Here is a 16,362-nt window from a genome sequence, read left to right on the forward strand (position 1 = left end):
CATGCCCCGTTTCCCGGCTCTCGCCGCATCTGCAATGTTCGGCTTTTGTGCTCTTTGCAGCGCCGCCTCCGCCGAAATCACCCCCTCCGTCAGCCCAACCGACGATCGGGTCCGGACCGTCGTCTTCACCGAACGGCAGGTCTACCGGATCGACACGAAGGTGCTGACCGCGACAACCATCGAGTTCGGTCCGGGCGAGGAAATCATCAACGTCGCCCTCGGCGACAATGTCGGCTTCACCTATGGTCAGCTCGGCGACAACAGCCTCGCCGTCAAGCCGACCCAGACCGGCGTCCGCACGAACATGTCGGTTGCCACGTCGCGCGGCACCTATGTCTTCGAGATGATCGAAGGCGCGACGCGGCCGATGTACCTGGTCGAGTTCGCCTATCCCAAATCCGGCGCCGCCACCCGCAGCGCCATCCGCAGCCCCGGCCCCAATTCGCGGACCTACTATGTCAAGCAGGCCAGCCGGGCGACCGGCTTCATGCCCGCCCGGATCTGGGATGACGGGACCAGGACCTACATGCAGTTCTCGCAGAACGCCGCGATGCCGGCGGCCTTCCGCGCCGATGGCAACGGTCGGGAATACTCGGTCCAGACCAAGATCGAGAACGGCGTGATGATCATTCCGAGCGTTCAGGACCGCTGGGTGCTGCGCCTCGGGGATTCGGAAATCTGCATCTGGTCGGACCGACTGCGCGCTGCGCTGGCAAAGCAGGGAAAGGGGTGACGCCATGGCCGCACGCAACGAGATCCTGAACCAGAAGCGGACCCCGCGCAAAAGCGGCTGGATGCGGACGACCGCGCTGGCCGCAGGCTTCGCCGCCGTCGGCGGCGCCGGGGTCTATTACGTCCTGTCACAGCCGGACGCTGCTGACGGAGCGCTTCTGGAAACCTCGCAATCCGCCGCGATCCAGCAGAACGACCGCAGCGGCGTCATGGTGCCCGACCTGGGGGAGCCGGAGATCGAGGCCACGCCCGTTGCCGACGATCAGGGCGAACTTGACCGACTGCGCTCGGAAAACGAGCGCCTGGCCGCGCAGATCGCCGAGGAACAGGACGCTGCCGCCGAAAGCCGGCGGCTGTTCGAGGAACGGCTTGACGAGATCGCGCAGGAGAACGCCGACCAGCTCGCGGCGATGCAGGCCGAACTTGAATCCGATTACAGCCGCAGGCAAGCCGAGGCCGCGGCCGAGCAGGCCGCGCGCCTGGCCGCCGAGCAGGCCGAAGCCGACCGGCGCAGGGCGCTGGAAGAGGAACGTGCCCGCCGCGAGGAAGAACTGGCCCGCCGGATGCAGGCGCCCCCGGTGATGGGAAAGACCGGCTCGGAGACCTTCGCGAACGGAACAGTCGGCGCCGAGCGGCAGGCCATGTCCGGCGATCGGGAATTCCTGATCGCCAGTGCCGCCGCGACCGAGACCCGCCGCGCCACCGTGACGGCCAATCCCGCGAACACGGTCGGACAGGGCACCATCATCGAGGCGGCGCTTGAGGTCGCGATCAACTCGGACCTTCAGGGCCAGGTCGCGGCCATCGTCTCGCGCGATGTCTGGTCGATGGACATGACCCGCGTCCTGGTGCCCAGGGGCTCGAAGCTGTTCGGCACCTATAATTCCGAGATGGGACAGACCCAGAAGCGGGTCCTGGTCGCATGGACACGCCTGACCACCACGGACGGACAGACCGTATCGCTCAAGTCCTATGGCTCCGACCGCCTCGGCCGCTCCGGCATGGTCAGTGAGGTGAACAATCACTTTGCCTCCCGCTTCGGCTCGGCTGCACTGGTCAGCGTCATCAGCGCCCTGCCGTTGCTGCTCTCGGACGACGGCGACGATTCGTCCGGTTCCTCGAACGATGCGGCGGCGAATGTCAGCGCCAGCCTGTCCGGGGCCGTGGGCGATGTGATGAAGGGCTATCTCGGTCAGAAGCCCACGATCCTCGTGCACCAGGGATCGAACGTGTCGATCCGCGTCGATAGTGACCTGGAATTCTATTGATGCTGGTTCCGCTGCTGATCGACGCGCTGACGCCCCTGCACCCGGTCCTGGTCCGGCCCGATCTGGTCGAATGCTCGATGAATGCCGATGGACGGATCTGGGTGAAGCTTCAGGGTCATGCCCAGATGCACACACCTCAGGGCGTTCCGGTATTGCCGCCGCAGAAGATGATCGAAATCACCGAACTCTGCGCCGGCGCTGCCGGCGAGAAGTTCGATGAGGACCGCATCCTTGCGACCGGGACATTCGATTTCTGGATCGAGGGCATGGAGGGCGGAATACGCAAGTTCCGCTTTCAGGCCGTGAGATCGCCGGCCGTCTACGGCGGCCCCGTTGCCATGTCGTTGCGCGCCTTCGTGACCGGCGATGCGCAGAAGGACTTCCGCTTCGAGCGGCTGCGGGATCTGGGCAAATCGCTTGAGGCAGAGATCGCCGAAAACGCCCGCGCGATCTTCGACATGGCGCTGGACGGCAATTGCGACTTCGACGACGTTCTGGCGGCCCTGGCGCGCGAACGCATGAACCTGGTGATCTCCGGGGCCACCGACAGCGGCAAGACCGCTCTCACCCGGCGCTATATCTCGTTCATCGAACCCGATGAGCGCATCATCACCATCGAGAAGGGTGTGGAGCTGTTCCCGACGCAGCCCAACAGCCTGATGCTGCAATCCGAGCTGGACCCGGCGAGCCAGCGCAATCCGACAAGGCTGCTTCAGGCCTGCTTGCGTCTCAACCCGCGCCGGATCATCCTCGGCGAACTGCTGGGACCGGAGGCCCAGACCTTCATGGAGGCCATCAACTCCGGCCATGAGGGTTCCATGACCACGATCCATGCCAGCACCGCCCGCATGGCCTTCGAGAAACTGTCCTCGCTGATCCGCCAGTCCGGCGCGCGCATCGACCACAGCGAACTGCTGGAGAACTTCCGCCAGTCGATCCATTGCGTGATCCAGGTGATGGAAGACCGACGGACCGGGAAACGCGGCATCGCTGAAATCTGGTTCCCGTCACTCGATGCAACCGGGACGCCGTGAGGCCCATTTCTGTTCGGTGAGATGGCCCATGCACGGCCTCACCGACTGGAGGAATGGTATGAGCGAGGATACCAGAACAACGAATTAAGAATTACGAACTGTGATTTGCGTATCACGTCAGACGAGTCTGCGTGCCCGGAGGGACGCTAGACGAACAGATCGGCCCACACCTCCGTGCGGGCCATATCAGAAAGAGATGCAGTCCATGACGGGAATGCCTGTTGGGTTGAAGCCTAGTCTTCCTCGATAGGTACGAGCTTCTTGAGCTTCGAGACTGCTCCACGCTTCTTGGCGACAGCCGTCTTCGTATCCTTGTCGATGCTGCTGTCAATATTCGCCATCCGCTTCTGAATAGCCTCCTTGAGCTCCGTTTTGGGCATGGATTTCGCAGTACGCGGTTTTTCGGCATGGCGCTCGGTCTCGAACGTCTTCGCCTCTGCCAGTGCTTCGCGCATCTGCCGGTTTTCCACGGCTGTCCGCACCACTTGCTGTTCCAGCCGGTCGATATGCTGCAACTGGCGCGACGGATAGGGATACGCCCCCTTCTGGCGCTCGAAGATCGGCTTGAAGACCGGATCGGCGTAATAGACGATCTTGTCCGCCAGGATCGGCTGGTGCCCTTCCGGCATCAGCAGCACCTTTGACTTGGGCAAGCCCCGCAGCTGCGCGGCCGTGAACAGCGGCAGCTCTTCGGTCGAGACATTGACGCTGCGGTTCGAGAAGTCGTTCAGCGTATAGCTGTAGGACGCCTTGAAGCCCGTCCGGGTGCCGAGCGCCTTGGTGATCTCTTCCGTGGTCGAATGATCGTTGGGAGAGATATAGATCTTCATCTCGCAGCCGGCGATCAGGCTTTCGACCTCCGCATCGCTGTAGCCCACCGATTTCAGGCCGGGGATCGACTGCGTGACCACCGTCGTGCGCGCGCCGTGACCGGCAAGCTGCTTCATCGACTGCTGGACGATCGGCATGTAGCCAAGCTGGTCGAACTCGTCGAGCATGATGAACACCTGCCCCAGCCCGCTGTCGTGGTCCGAGCTGGTCTGCCGGATCGAGGCGATCAGGTCCGTGAACATCAGCCGGATCACCGCGTTCAGCGGCGAGATATCGTCCGATTGCACCACGATATAGATCGACTGTCGCCGCGAGCGGATATCGTCGAACCGGATATCGTCGCGCCGGGTCACGGCCTGGATCTGCGGGTTGGCCCACTGCTTCAGCCCGCTGTCGCTCATGACCTGGCTGTAGGATTGCCGGATCTTCGGATCGAGGTTCCCGTAATTCGAGAACTCCCGCCGCACGATGGGATTGTCCGACGCCCTCGCGATGGCGTTGTAGCGGTCGCTGTCGCTCACCCCGACCTCACTGCCGTCGCCGAACATGAGCGCATGGACACGGGTCAGCGTCGGATCGCCCATCTCGATGGCACGCAGGCAGCCGGCGATGAACCATTGCTTTGCCCCGCCAAGGAAGTTCGAGGCCGACCCCTCCCCCTTCGCGACCAGGAAATTGTCCGCGAGCTTGTCCAGTTCCGCGTAGCGCCGGTTCGGATGCGTGATCGCGGCAATGCGGGCCAGCGGATTGTAGTGGTGCGAGCCATGCTCGAAGTCATAGGGCGCGAAGCGAAACACCTCGTCGCCCAGCTCCACCCGCATCCGCGACGTGTTGCGGAAGATCTCGCCCTTCACATCGAGCACCACCAGCGAGCCGTCCGCCAACAGACAGTTGGGCGTGAGATAGGATACCCCCTTGCCCGAGCGCGTCGGACCGATCAGCAGGCATTGCGGAAAGGCGTCGATCGGTGCCGAGATGAACTCCGCCTTGAGCGCTTCCTTCGGCGATGTTTCCACCACCTCCAGCGGTCTGCCGCGCAGCTCCTTCGGCGGGCGCGCGACCTTGCCGAAGATCAGGCCGCCCTCTTCCAGCGGCGTGATGAAGCCGTTCCGCCGCATCTCCCTGATCCCCTGGAAATGCGCCGTGCCGTAGCGCGTCGTCGTGGTGCTGTAGACCATCACCCCGATGAACACGATGCAGAGCGCAACCACGCCGACAAAGATCGCCGCCGCGATCTTCTGCGCTTCCGTCTCAAGGCTGAGATCGCGCAGAACACCCAGGATCGAGACCGGACTGCCGCTGAAATCGCGGCTCGCTCCGTTCAGCACCAGGCTCGATGCGATCACCGCGATCAGAAGCGTCATGACGATGCCGGCGACGATCCGCACCCGGTCTTTCAGGTCAAGTTCCATGCTGCCCTCCCCTCAGAGCGAGAAATCGTCGCCGGTGCTGCTCTGGCTGAGCACACGCCGCGCCTTGTGGGGCTCATCCGCCGCCTCATAGCCCTTGGCAATCTGATCCCGCGACAGATCGAACTTCGCGGCATGTTCCGGACGCTCCGCCATCGCCATCACCGAGGCCGCCAGCTCGCGCTGGTGCAGCCGGTTCGGCGTGATGGCCTGGAGATCGCGGTAATCCCCTTCGGCCATCCGCTCAAAGCCCCTGGTCCCGAACTCGGCACGAAGCGCCGCCGCGTATTCCCGCTCGCTCTCGCGGTTGGCGAACTCCGGTGCCGCGGAGGGGTATTCGCGCTCGGTCAGCCGCTGCATGAAGGACCGCAGGTAGTCCCTGTCGGGCGTCATGATATTGGCCCGCATCTCGCCGCGCATGTCCTGAACCCTGTCGAACATCTGGTCGGCCGAGATCTTCGGGCCGCGCTCGGGATCAACCGCCGAAGACAGCACGTCACGCTTCTGGTCGTCGCTCAGCAGGTCGTTCTCGAACACGCCCTTGGCGAATTGCCGGTCGATCCCGGCATCGCCCGACAGCTCGTCGAACTTCTGCCAGAAATCCGCCACCGCGCCGGGCCGTGCCTCGAAGCTGTAATCGACATTGGCAAGCTCGACCGCGCGCAGCGACGTCTTGTAATCGCGGATCTCGCGGTCGCCCAGCTCCGCGCCCGAGAAGGCCCGGATATCGTCGTCTTCCGAAACCCCGGCCGAGAACATACGGACGGCGGTCGCCAGCGTCTCGCGGTCAATGTCGCGGCCCTCGGGCACGTATTCCTCGGCGCGGCGAGCCAGAAGGTCGCCATCGGCATGCAAGCTGTTCGCCATCGGGCCGGGATGCGCGATCCCCTCAACCTCGACAACAACGCCGTATTCCTGCTTCACATCGTCAAGGAAGCCGCCAATCGCCGTGAAGTGCTTGCCCTGCATCTCCGGGGGAAGTTCCAGGACCTTGTCCCGCATCCGCTCCGCCCATCCCTGGATCGCCGCTTCGAAATCTTCCGGGGTCTCGACATTCTCAAGTGCCATCTCGAATTCCTTCCTTGAAATCGGGTTCTGCGTGGCGATGCCCTGGATCATTCGATCCGCAACCTCCGCCACGCGCGCGTTGCCCACCATCTTCGCGGCTTTCGCCACCTCTCCCCACTCGTCCGCCTCGTCGATCAGCATCCCCAGAACGCGATCCGTCAGCGCCCGCTGGCCCGGCGCCCTGCCCTGCCGCCACTGCGCCGAGGATGGCGAATACTGAAGATCGCCACGCTCGTAGCGCGTCGTCGCCTCCAGGTGGACGCCGTAATCCTGCGCCACCGACACCATCAGGTTCCGGAACCCCTGGTAGGTGAACGGCGCATCCAGCTTGTTCGACAGATAGAACCAGCTGCCGTTCTCGACCCCGCGATTATTGACCAGCACATGCACATGCGGGTGCGACCGGTCCGTGTGCAGCGCCGCGATGTATTCCCAACGATCGTCGGCAAATTCCTTTTCCGACCCGAACGCCCGCTCGCACATTTCCTCGGCGATGGCCGCCGCATCGCGCGGCGCCGTGTCAGGCGGAAACGAGATCAGCAGATGCGACGTGTGACCATTCTTCGGTGTGCCCTGCCAGCTGGCCTCCCAGCTATCCGCGATGGCCTCAAGGGAGGCTTCGGACTGACGCCGCTCGTCGGTCAGCGCGTCGCTGAACCCGAAGGTGTATTGCGCCTTGGTGTTGATGTAATCCATCTGCCGGCGCATCTGGTGGCGCGTATGCGTCCCGCCGCTGGCGATCTTCTTGAAAACGGCGGCCCGCGAGCCTTCCGCGAAATTCCACTTGTTCAGCAGGCTGCCCGACAGCCCCGACCCGCGCCGACCACCCGAGCGACCACCGCCCCGCACTTTCCGCAGATGCGGGCGGATCGTGACGCCTTCATCGTCGTCGGCAAGGAAACTCACTCGCTCTCCCCCTCGCCCGCCGCATCATCGGCCCGCGCCGCCGCCCAAACCCGCTCGTTGGACCGCCGCGCCTCCTGGACGACATTATTCAGTGCCGGCAGAACCTTCCGAAGCTGCGATTTCAGCTCCGCCAGATCCTTGCCCGCCTCCCTCAGAGGCGGCGCCTGGCCGCGGTTCACCGCCCGCGCGATCTGGTTCACATTGACACCGATCGCCGACACCTCGTCGTAAAGCGCCTTCACCTCGCCCACGAACGCGAAGTTCCGGTCCAGCAAACCGACCGAATTGCGCACCAGCGCCCGCAGCGCATCCGACCGATCCTTGAACCCGGCACGGGCCAGCTCCTGCTCGAACGCCTCCTTCTCCCCCACCGAGATCCGGAAGCTCACCATCTCCGTCGGGGAAAATGCAGGGCGCTTCGGGGCAATGGCGCCACTGCGAAGCCGGTAGACCGTGCTCTTCGCGACCTCGAACTCCGACGCGATCCGGCCCACCGGCACGCCCTCCTTGAGCCGCGCCACGATCTGATCGCGGGTCGCCGTGGTCAGGTGGGCCGCCTGCCCGCCCTTCGACAAATCGGCGCTACGCGAATTCTGTCTTACAATACGCACTTCCTGCCAACCGCTTGTCTTCAACCTTAACCTCCAGTAGCATGTTCAGAGCGACTTCCAAAGCAGATTTCTCAGGACGCAAGGCTTGATGAGATCCGATATAAGAAATCCGAATTATGAGCGCCTTGCCGACGACAGGACCTCGCACCGGTTCAGATCATACTACCTGTATCGTATTACGTAATTCGTAAATCGGAACGCATACTTCGGTTGTGACAGATCATCGGTCCAAATTTCGTAATGCGATCTTTCATAGATCGTTATCCTCAATACTTGCTTCGCTATTCCTACTACGTTCCTCGTGGTTCGCTATGCATTGTTCTTAAATCTGATACCTTGCAACGGTATCCATCTTTCGGGTGTCGTGTTCGCAACACTCGCGATGCATGGTTCGTATGTAACTTTACACGCAACGGGATATACGTATCCTGCTGTAAGAACTACGAAACGGGAAAAGGGGCCACGATGCCGTGCAAGGTGATCAGCATGGTGACGCGCAAGGGCGGAACCGGAAAAACAACATGCGCCAGGCTCTTCGGGGCTGTTGCAAACAGCCGCGGCTATCCTGTTACATTCATCGACACTGACGAATCCTGCGCACTCGTCGAATGGGCGAAAGTCGGCCGCGACAAGGGCCTCTGGTCTGATAATGTCGATGTTATCGAGACCATGGACGACCAGGTGGTGCTCGATACAGTCATGCGCCTGAACGATGAAGAGACCGAAAGCGTCTGCATCATCGACATGCAGGGATCATCCTCAGAACTCATGGGTATGGTGTTCGAGGTCAGCGACATTCTGATTGTCCCAACCCGGCCGTCTCGCAGCGATATTGCCGAAGTCGAGAAAATTCTGACCTTCATCGAGGCGTACCGGAACGAAGGCGGGCAGGTGCCGCATCCGAAGGTTCTTCTGAATGTGCCCGAGAGACTGACAGCCTCACAAGGGCGACTCTTCGAAGAATGCTATGACATGTTCGGCTCCGCCGTGATGGAGGAGTTCCTGCTGACCCGATCCTCCTACAACGAAATGGACTCGCAAGGGCTTCTCAATGTCATGGCCCAGAAGGGCATGCCGGGGCAGCGCAAGAACTATGCTTCAAGCCTGGATCTTGCAGCCGAGATTTTCGACGAGGCAACGAGTGGGGAGTTGGAAGGGAAGACGTCATGAGCACAAAAGAACGGCTGGAAAAGCTGAAGAAATCACGACCGGCGCTTCCGGACACCGGCTTCATCACCAGGTTGCCGGATAAGCCAAAGGACAGCCCGCGCGCTGACAATACCGTGCCCTCAGAGCCGCAGGCGAAACCTCCGTCTGACGAACCTAAACAAAAAGCGGCACCCGTAGCCGAGGATGTTGCCGGCACACAGATCTCGTCGCCGCCGCCGAACGAACCAAAGAACAGGTCCGGTGCGGCCATCGTCAGCCCACCGGAACCCGCTCTCGAAAAGCAGCTTCTTCAGTTTGTCCTCAAGGTGCCGAAATCGCAGGCCGAACAGCTGGCGGCCCTTGCTGCGCAGGCCCGCCTCGAACAACAGAGAGTTTTGAAATCGCTCGGGAAAGATTTCATCCCGGCCTTCCGAGAGGCCGTCGCGAAAGGCCGTCCATCAGCAACGCATCTGGAACCGTTCCAGGACAACATCCCACGACTGTATTTTCGCACGACGCTGACACTACAACTCAGCGACGTTTCCCATATCGACCCGATGAACCTGGTGGGCGCGAAGGAAATCTTCGAAAATTGGGCACAATGGGAATTCGCGAAATACGTTGAGACCCGGATCAAAGAATTGCTGACCCGGTAACTTCGCAACCCTTGGTCCGAAGGGCTAAGGGGCTTTGCCCCTCGCGCCGTCAAGGACAATAGACAGAACCGTGTCCTCGGCTGCGCCTGCGGGCCGCACCACTTCCGTCGATTGTCCTTGCCTCTGCTACCCCCACTCTCGGCGAGGCCAGACCCCGAAAACCGAAGTTTTCGGGGCAGGCTCCATTTGGGGCACCCCGACGGAGACGGGGGGCGCAGATGGCCTATCGACACGGGAACGATTGCCAGGCGGAAGGGCAGGGGGGCCGCATGTCCCGGCTGGAACGGTCTCATAACCTCCTGGACGCGATTGCAGCCTGTGACTGGTATGACGCGGAGATGGTCATGTCCGCCGTTCTGGAGGAAGCCCGCGCGGATGCCCCGCTGGTGCCGTTCGGCGATATCGAGGACGATGCGGAGTTCTGGGCCGCAACGGCGACATATGAGGAACTGCGCGCGTATTTCCTGGCCTGTGGAAAGCGCCTCGCGCGCCGGCAGATCGGCCGCCGTGGAAAGATCCGGCTGGCACAGCTGCTGCTTGCTGACCTGACCGATGAGGACCGTCAGACGATGGTTGCCACGCCCCGCACTGGCGACGCTGGCCGGCAGGTTATCCAGCCCGAACGCCGCCAGGCGGAAGGGCCTCGCAGATGAACGAGCGGGACGCGCCCCCAGAGAGCGAAGGGACGCGAGAAAATCTGTGGGAAATCTGACGTCCTTTAGAGCCAGGAAATGACGTGACGGGCGAAGCCTCGTCGCAATTTGCCGCGCAGCGGCTCCGCGCGGACAGCGCCGGACCAGGAGGGCAGTGGCCGGCTCGCCGGTCGCTGCCCTCCTGGTCAATCAGGCCCAAGCCGCAAATCGCCCCCCGGCCCGCAGATATCGGGCCGGGGGAAAATATCAGCCTACATCTTCAACAAGGCGCTCTCCCGTAAATGGGTCCATTTCATAGATCAGAGCACTGATGCGGAAACGCGCGGAGCGGGCACGGGCGCGCTTGCGAGCCTCGGCCAGTGACTCGCAGAGAATTGGCAAATCGTCGGGATGGTCGCGCAATTCATAGAACATCGCGCAACCCTCACAACCGATGCCGCGCCGCGAGGGCGCGGGCATCGTCATGCTGATCGAGCATGGCCCGGAAATAGGCGTGGCGGTCGCCCCGCCGCGCCGGATCGAACCGGGCTTTCGGATTGATCTTATGGGATGCCGCGCGGATCACGGCCAGGTTGCTGGCGCAGATCGTCACGTTCAGGCGGCAATAGGCGGAAAAGCTGTGCATGGTCGTCCTCCTTACAGGGTGGTGCCGGGTTTCAGATTGCCGTCGCGGTCGAGCCAGCCGCGCGCCATCGCGCAGGACATGCAGATGCAGGTTCCGACCGGCTCACCCGGCACGGTCACGGGCGCGAGAAACACCAGCGGGTTGACGCTGCCGCATTTGCGGCAGGTCAGGACGGGCAGGGGGGTCGGGCCGCTCATGCGGCGGCCCTTTCCTCGATCATCCCGGCGGGTGCGGTTTTCATGAGCCAGTCGGCGGCCTTCTGTGCCTCGGTCGCGGCCTTGAAGATCATCCGCTTGTCGTCTTTCAGCGCGCGCAGCCACGACGCGATATAAGCCGCCGACTGCCCGAAATCAGGCGTCAGGCCGAGTTGAGCGCAAACCATAACTTGCCCCAATTCGGCGCAAAGTTCCTCGAATGCCACGGATGCCCGGTCGCTGAACCGGCTGAAGCGGTCCAGCCGGTGCGCTGCGCCGCTGGCATGGCAATATTCATGGGCGAGGGTCGCATAATATCCTCCCGCCTCGTGAAAGGTCGAAACCGGCGGCATATGCACGAAATCCCCGGCGATATCGTAATAGGCGCGCGGATCTTCGCTGATGCGGCGTTCGATGCCGGTCGCGTCAAAGAACGCCTCAAGCGCCGGATCTGCCTCGGTCCCGAGATCGCGGGGTTCCTCGATGGGTGCGCCATGATAGGCTTCGGGCAATCCGTCGATCTGGTCGGCGTTGAACACCCGGTAAGACTTGGCATAGCCAATGGTCTTTTCCTCGCCGGTCTCGGGGTCTTCACGGTCCACGGTGCCGTATTTGACGACAATGGCGGATTTTTCGCCCTTGCGGACCTGTCCGCCAGCCTCCTGCGCCTGCCGGTAGGTGAACCAGTAGGGGCTGCGGAAACCCATTTCGGCCGCCTCGCTCCACAGCATCAGAATGTTGATGCCCCTGTAAAATTCGCCGGTGCTGCGCCGGGGGCAAGGGATGCCGCCCGCATCGCCGGTCCAAGGCTTGCGCCATGCGGGCGTGCCTGCCTCGATGCTGGCAATGATCTGATCGGTGACATGCTGATAAATATCGAACTTCGCTGCCATGTCGGCCTCCTTTGCGACGGGCGGCGCGGGCTTGGTGCCTGCTTTCCGCCGATGGGCGAGACCTCTCTGCTTGTCGTCGAAAGGCCCCATGCCTTTCGGACGGCAAAGCGGGGAGGGCGCAGCCCTGCCCGCGGCCCTGGGGCTGACTGTCAAGGCTCGGGAAGGCGGGGTGGCGCGGCCCGCAGGCGAAGCCGAGGACACGGCCCGCCTGGACGACGACGCGCATCGCGCGGCGCTTGGCCATTGACCGTCAGACGCAGGGATGCGTGGCGGACAAAAGGAAACGAAAAGATCGTCGGGGCGGGGGTGAGCGCGGGCGCAGCCCGCGTCGATCCCCCGCCACGTCCTCAGCCCATCTTGGCCCGCGCCTGCGCGCGGGTCGCAGATTTGCTGCTGGATCAATGATGAGTTGGTCAGCTATGCGGGACTTTTCTGCCGTTGCTTCGCTCTGGATCAATGGCGGCTATTCGTTCACTCTGACTGTCATGACCGCATTCACCCAAGCCAGCCTTCCCCATGTTCATCGCTGGACCTACACTGCCGGGGCCAACGAAGTCTCGATTGTTCTTCCGGATGGGTGTGTCGATCTGGTTGTCTTGTCCTGCGACAGGACGGGACGCGAAGTTTTTCACACCACTGACTGGGACTTTGCGCCAAGGTTGGTCAAGCTAAACGCAGGCACCTGCCTGACTGGCTATCGGCTGCGACCTGGCACTACGCTAGACCTTGCCGAATTCGAGCCCGCGGACCATGACGTGTCGAACCTTGAGGCAGAGATCGAAGCCAACACGCGGCATGACCAAGAGGTCTCGGAAACCATCGAGGCCCTTTGCTTGTCGGGCAACAGCGTTCGTTGCTTGGCCCGGCAACAAGGCGTATCGGAAAGAACCCTGCAACGTCGTTTCAAAGACCTGTCGCTTCCTTCCCCGGCCTTCTGGCGTCAACTGGGACGGGCTCGGCGGGCGGTTCAGGCCCTACCATGTCGCGTTCCGCTTGCCGAAATCGCAGCGCACTACGGCTACAGCGACCAGGCGCACATGACGCGAGAGTTCGTGCGTTGGTTCGGCTGGACGCCCGCCCAACTCCGCCGGAACCCGGCTGCCATTGCCGATCTGGCGCAACCCGGGCTTGGCAACTGGTCAGGAGAGATTAGCCTCGAGATCGCGGGTCTGACGTAGGAAATCCTCACATCGCTTGTCCACGATGTCGGCCAGGCTGGCGAGCTTGATGTGACGCCGATGCTTCCCTCCGCCTTCGAGCACCCGCTCCGGATCATCCAGTTGCGCGCCGTTGGTGAACTCCAAGGAGACGTGGTCCTTGTAAGCGAAAATCCCGCAGAACTGCGATTTGGGCTGCCCGGGAACGCGCTCAATCATGGTTCCACCGTATTTCGTGACACAGGCCGCGGCGGGCTCAACCTTTGCGACAACAGCTTTCAATTGTGCGACGATTTTTGCTTTTTCTGACTCCTCCATCATGGCCTCAACCTGGCAACTGTACTGCTGTGCAGATTTCGATCAGATACCCATTTGGGTCCGCCACATAGGACGTTGTCTGCCCCCAAGATTCATCGCGCACGTCCTGAACCAGCGTCGCCCCCGCGTCGAGCGCCCTTTGCAGGGTGCCGGCCACATCGTCCGTCTCAAAAGCGATCTCGAACGTCGGGGCGTCGGGTCTCGGCAGTGCCGGGCTCTTGCCCAACTCGCGCATGAGGGCTCTTGAGGAGAAAGCCAGTTTGGTTTTCCCTGTTACCAGCTCGCCGTAATCTCCGCCTTCGTGAAGGAAACCGCGTTCAAGCCTGAAAGCCTTTTCAAAAAAGTCGAGCGACGACGAGACGTCGTCAACGTAGAGAATCGTGTAGCGAAAGATCATGTGAGGCGCCTCCAACAATGTGGTTCCAACGATAGGCCACGATGGTGCGACGGTCTTGAAGAAAGCCGACAATAAGCGGCTGTGCAGCATCACGCAGTTTGGGCTCTTCGCGTCGTTCTGCCGTTCAGTCTATCCCCAGAACGATCCACAGAAATTGTGGATAAGTTCGCTGGCAAAGAAAGGGGCCGCCCGAGGGCGGCCCAGTTAAACCTTCGTCGCAGAAGGATCGGTCATGTCGGGGTCGAGGCTAGGGGGCCGGTCGGCCTGCGTCAATCGTCATTGCCAGACGGCGCGTGCGGTGGCCGGCACTGAGCCGCGTAGCAGCTCCTGGCGCATCGCCTGAGCAGCCTTTTCGGCATCCGCCGCCTGCCGTTCGGCCTCGCGCTGCTTGGCGAAAGGGTGGCCGTTCAGCGCATGGAACACAGGCGCGGCAGGGGTGAATGCCTGATCGAAGCTTTCCAGCGAGAGACTGTTGCCGTGAATGACGCGACCGGCGACACCGCGCGCGGCGATCTGGACATAGGCCATGTGGAACGTCGCGCGGGAAAGCTCGACGGCCTCGACCCAGATATGCCGGGCCGGATCGAAACCCTGTTCCTCGATCACATCGGCCACGGCCAGCACCATGCCGCCCGCGCCAGCGGCGGGTTCCGAGATGGTGATGAAGCCATGCGTCTGGATCTGGGCCGCCACATCGCCAAGGGTCATCATCGCCATCATGCGGCTGACCTCGTAAGGGGTGAAGAACTGACCCATGCGGGCATCGAGCGCGCCGATCTCGGCCGCGACCTGGCCGAAGAAATCGACGCCGCCGGCGGCGATGGTCTGCAAGGCCAGGCCCATCATGTCCGGCATCCGGCGCACATCGTCCTTGTTCGGGAACATCCCGACACAGGACATGTAGTCGGCCTCAAGCCGGTCGCGCTGGTCGGGGAAGGGCGAGGCGCGCTTTGCCAGGGCGCACCAGGCCATTTCGCAGAAGATGCGGAAGATCTCGGTGCGGGTCTTCGAGCGGTCGAAGCTGTCGAGCGCGCGCAGAAAATCGGTCACGGCGGGATGGGCCATGTCTGAATCCTTGGGCAATGGGGCAGGGGGCCGCGCCCGCAGGCGCGGCGCCGGGGGATCAGATGCGGGTCCAGTCCCGCGCCATGACGCGGCTGATCCGGCAGTCCTTCCCGGTCTCGATGCAGGTAAAGAAGGTGGTCGCGCGGTTCGCGCCGGCGAAGCGCTCCTTCTTCACGCGGAAGGTGCAGCCCTCGGTGCCATCGCTGAACCGCAGCGGCTCGGCAAAGCGGATCACGTCGCCGGGCTTCAGCGGGCGTTTTTCCCTGGCCGCGTGATCGCGGCACCGCTGCCGCCAGTCGGTCGCATGATCATTGACCGTCTCCGACAGCAGCGACAGCAGCTTTTCCGGGGCATGGGCGGCGGCATCCGTGGGGCCGGCGGTCTCCGCCATCGACTTGTAGCCCCACTCACCGCCCTTGGTCGATGTCAGGAAGATCGCGGCAAAGACATAACCGCCGGTTGCGTCGGTCACGTAGTCGCCATAAGGGCAAAGCCCGTCCTCGCGCCGGCCAGAGGTCTTTGGTTCCGACCTGACGGCCGCATACCAGACCGATCCCTTGCGGCTGATCAGCACGGGATAGCTGCGGCGCTCTTCATCCTCGCCGCCACAAAGCCGGGCGATCTCGTCGCGGATGCAGGCGGGGGTGTGGTTATGGACCAGCCAGCCCATATCAGCCCCTCCGCTTTTCGATAGCGGCAAGGATTTGCTCGCGCAGATAGGTCAGGGGATGATTATCGGCATCGTCGCCGCGCGCGGCGTCGGCACTCTGCTCGGGGATCTCGTCAAGGATGCGCTGCGACAGCAGGTCCACCAGATCGGGCAGGCGGGTGTTGGCATAGGCGCAGGAAAGATCGCAGTATTCGACCAGCTCGCCGGTCAGGTCCACGATCCGGGCAAGGGATTCGCCGATATCATCCGACAGCGCGTCATGGACGATCTGCCATTCCTCTGCCTCCCGATGAAACCCATACACCGACCAGAACGCATGTTCGCCGGGATCGCAGACCTCGATGCTGCCGCCCATGTCGCGAACGGGCGAGACGCGGAACCCGGTAAAGTCGAGAATGCAGGTGCCGGACGGCAACCCGTTCCAGTCCTGCGCCAGCGCGGCTTCATCAATGCGCTGGCCCGCCCCCAGATACTGAACGGCACTGACCCACTTGGCTTTCACCTGCGCCTTCTCGCGCAATTCATCGAGGGTGAATGTGCCGAGATATTCCCCGGTCACATCGAACGCGCCCCAGAGATTGAGCCAGCGGCCTTCGTTCCGGGTCAGATTGTCAAAATTGCGTAGCATCTCGCGTCGTCCTTCTCTTGCGACGGGCGGCGCGGGCTTGGTGCCTGCTTTCCGCCGATGGGCGAGACCTCTCTGCTTGTCGTCGAAAGGCCCCATGG

19 protein-coding genes are annotated in these 16,362 nt (G+C 62.7%); 7 read left to right on the top strand and 12 right to left on the bottom strand.

Features of this window, described 5'->3' with window-relative positions:
• The first annotated feature begins 1 nt into the window (after nt 1).
• Genes Q5Y72_RS17140 through Q5Y72_RS17150 form a run of 3 tightly spaced genes read left to right on the top strand, consistent with a single transcriptional unit; the run spans nt 2 to nt 3,034 of the window.
• Nucleotides 2-733 carry a TrbG/VirB9 family P-type conjugative transfer protein gene (locus Q5Y72_RS17140; protein ID WP_305964644.1) on the top strand — a complete coding sequence of 244 codons (732 nt, stop codon included), beginning with the start codon at nt 2-4 and terminating at the stop codon, nt 731-733.
• 4 nt (nt 734-737) lie between these two features.
• Entirely contained in the window at nt 738-2,000 is a 1,263-nt protein-coding gene (locus Q5Y72_RS17145; protein WP_305964645.1) for a TraB/TrbI/VirB10 family type IV secretion system protein, read from the top strand.
• A complete protein-coding gene (locus Q5Y72_RS17150; protein ID WP_305964646.1) occupies nt 2,000-3,034 on the top strand; it encodes an ATPase, T2SS/T4P/T4SS family in 1,035 nt (344 codons plus the stop codon). The genes Q5Y72_RS17145 and Q5Y72_RS17150 overlap by 1 nt, the downstream gene beginning before the upstream one ends.
• A 233-nt stretch (nt 3,035-3,267) precedes the next feature.
• On the opposite strand, the gene Q5Y72_RS17155 is transcribed toward Q5Y72_RS17150, so the two are convergent.
• The 3 genes from Q5Y72_RS17155 to mobC are packed head-to-tail and all read right to left on the bottom strand — an operon-like array spanning nt 3,268 to nt 7,883.
• The gene (locus tag Q5Y72_RS17155; RefSeq protein WP_305964647.1) at nt 3,268-5,277 is read right to left on the bottom strand and encodes a type IV secretory system conjugative DNA transfer family protein; all 2,010 of its coding nucleotides are present in this window, start codon (nt 5,275-5,277) and stop codon (nt 3,268-3,270) included.
• A gap of 12 nt (nt 5,278-5,289) precedes the next feature.
• The gene (locus Q5Y72_RS17160) at nt 5,290-7,248 is read right to left on the bottom strand and encodes a relaxase/mobilization nuclease domain-containing protein (RefSeq protein WP_305964648.1); all 1,959 of its coding nucleotides are present in this window, start codon (nt 7,246-7,248) and stop codon (nt 5,290-5,292) included.
• A complete protein-coding gene (mobC, locus tag Q5Y72_RS17165) occupies nt 7,245-7,883 on the bottom strand; it encodes a plasmid mobilization relaxosome protein MobC (protein ID WP_305964649.1) in 639 nt (212 codons plus the stop codon). The genes Q5Y72_RS17160 and mobC overlap by 4 nt, the downstream gene beginning before the upstream one ends.
• Nucleotides 7,884-8,345: 462 nt before the next feature.
• On the opposite strand from mobC, the gene Q5Y72_RS17170 reads away from it, so the two are divergent.
• The 3 genes from Q5Y72_RS17170 to Q5Y72_RS17180 all read left to right on the top strand — a co-directional run bounded on the left by Q5Y72_RS17170 (nt 8,346) and on the right by Q5Y72_RS17180 (nt 10,317).
• Entirely contained in the window at nt 8,346-9,029 is a 684-nt protein-coding gene (locus Q5Y72_RS17170; protein ID WP_305964650.1) for a ParA family protein, read from the top strand.
• Nucleotides 9,026-9,664 (top strand): hypothetical protein, encoded by a 639-nt coding sequence (locus Q5Y72_RS17175; protein WP_305964651.1) that lies wholly within the window; start codon nt 9,026-9,028, stop codon nt 9,662-9,664. Before Q5Y72_RS17170 ends, Q5Y72_RS17175 begins: the two co-directional genes overlap by 4 nt.
• A gap of 269 nt (nt 9,665-9,933) precedes the next feature.
• Complete coding sequence (locus Q5Y72_RS17180) at nt 9,934-10,317, top strand: hypothetical protein (protein ID WP_305964652.1); 384 nt, start codon at nt 9,934-9,936, stop codon at nt 10,315-10,317.
• Between the two features lie 246 nt (nt 10,318-10,563).
• Here the strand turns inward: Q5Y72_RS17180 and Q5Y72_RS17185 are convergent, their stop codons facing one another.
• Genes Q5Y72_RS17185 through Q5Y72_RS17200 form a run of 4 tightly spaced genes read right to left on the bottom strand, consistent with a single transcriptional unit; the run spans nt 10,564 to nt 12,431 of the window.
• Nucleotides 10,564-10,731, bottom strand: coding sequence for a hypothetical protein (locus Q5Y72_RS17185; RefSeq protein WP_305964653.1), 168 nt, complete (start codon nt 10,729-10,731; stop codon nt 10,564-10,566).
• Nucleotides 10,732-10,741: 10 nt separating this feature from the next.
• Nucleotides 10,742-10,942: a hypothetical protein gene (locus tag Q5Y72_RS17190; RefSeq protein ID WP_305964654.1), complete on the bottom strand. Its 201-nt coding sequence runs from the start codon at nt 10,940-10,942 to the stop codon at nt 10,742-10,744.
• A gap of 11 nt (nt 10,943-10,953) precedes the next feature.
• The gene (locus Q5Y72_RS17195; protein WP_147101122.1) at nt 10,954-11,139 is read right to left on the bottom strand and encodes a hypothetical protein; all 186 of its coding nucleotides are present in this window, start codon (nt 11,137-11,139) and stop codon (nt 10,954-10,956) included.
• Complete coding sequence (locus tag Q5Y72_RS17200; protein ID WP_305964655.1) at nt 11,136-12,431, bottom strand: ArdC family protein; 1,296 nt, start codon at nt 12,429-12,431, stop codon at nt 11,136-11,138. Before Q5Y72_RS17200 ends, Q5Y72_RS17195 begins: the two co-directional genes overlap by 4 nt.
• A 17-nt stretch (nt 12,432-12,448) precedes the next feature.
• Here Q5Y72_RS17200 and Q5Y72_RS17205 point away from each other — a divergent pair, with 17 nt between their 5' ends.
• Nucleotides 12,449-13,207, top strand: a complete 759-nt coding sequence (locus Q5Y72_RS17205; RefSeq protein WP_305964656.1) for a helix-turn-helix domain-containing protein — start codon at nt 12,449-12,451, stop codon at nt 13,205-13,207.
• Here Q5Y72_RS17205 and Q5Y72_RS17210 read toward each other — a convergent pair.
• From Q5Y72_RS17210 to Q5Y72_RS17230, 5 genes are all read right to left on the bottom strand, one after another.
• Nucleotides 13,169-13,507: a DUF1801 domain-containing protein gene (locus Q5Y72_RS17210; RefSeq protein ID WP_073036273.1), complete on the bottom strand. Its 339-nt coding sequence runs from the start codon at nt 13,505-13,507 to the stop codon at nt 13,169-13,171. The genes Q5Y72_RS17205 and Q5Y72_RS17210 overlap by 39 nt on opposite strands.
• Before the next feature lie 4 nt (nt 13,508-13,511).
• Entirely contained in the window at nt 13,512-13,901 is a 390-nt protein-coding gene (locus Q5Y72_RS17215) for a VOC family protein (RefSeq protein WP_073036385.1), read from the bottom strand.
• Between the two features lie 276 nt (nt 13,902-14,177).
• On the bottom strand, nt 14,178-14,966 hold the full coding sequence (locus Q5Y72_RS17220; protein WP_305964657.1) for an N-6 DNA methylase: 789 nt from the start codon (nt 14,964-14,966) through the stop codon (nt 14,178-14,180).
• A gap of 58 nt (nt 14,967-15,024) precedes the next feature.
• Complete coding sequence (locus tag Q5Y72_RS17225; protein ID WP_305964658.1) at nt 15,025-15,636, bottom strand: DUF6927 domain-containing protein; 612 nt, start codon at nt 15,634-15,636, stop codon at nt 15,025-15,027.
• A 1-nt stretch (nt 15,637) separates the two neighbouring features.
• The coding region (locus Q5Y72_RS17230) for a hypothetical protein (protein WP_305964659.1) at nt 15,638-16,362 on the bottom strand (725 nt) is incomplete at its 5' end.

The organism is Paracoccus spongiarum, assembly GCF_030732095.1.
In the GTDB taxonomy this organism is placed as follows: Bacteria; Pseudomonadota; Alphaproteobacteria; order Rhodobacterales; family Rhodobacteraceae; genus Paracoccus; species Paracoccus spongiarum.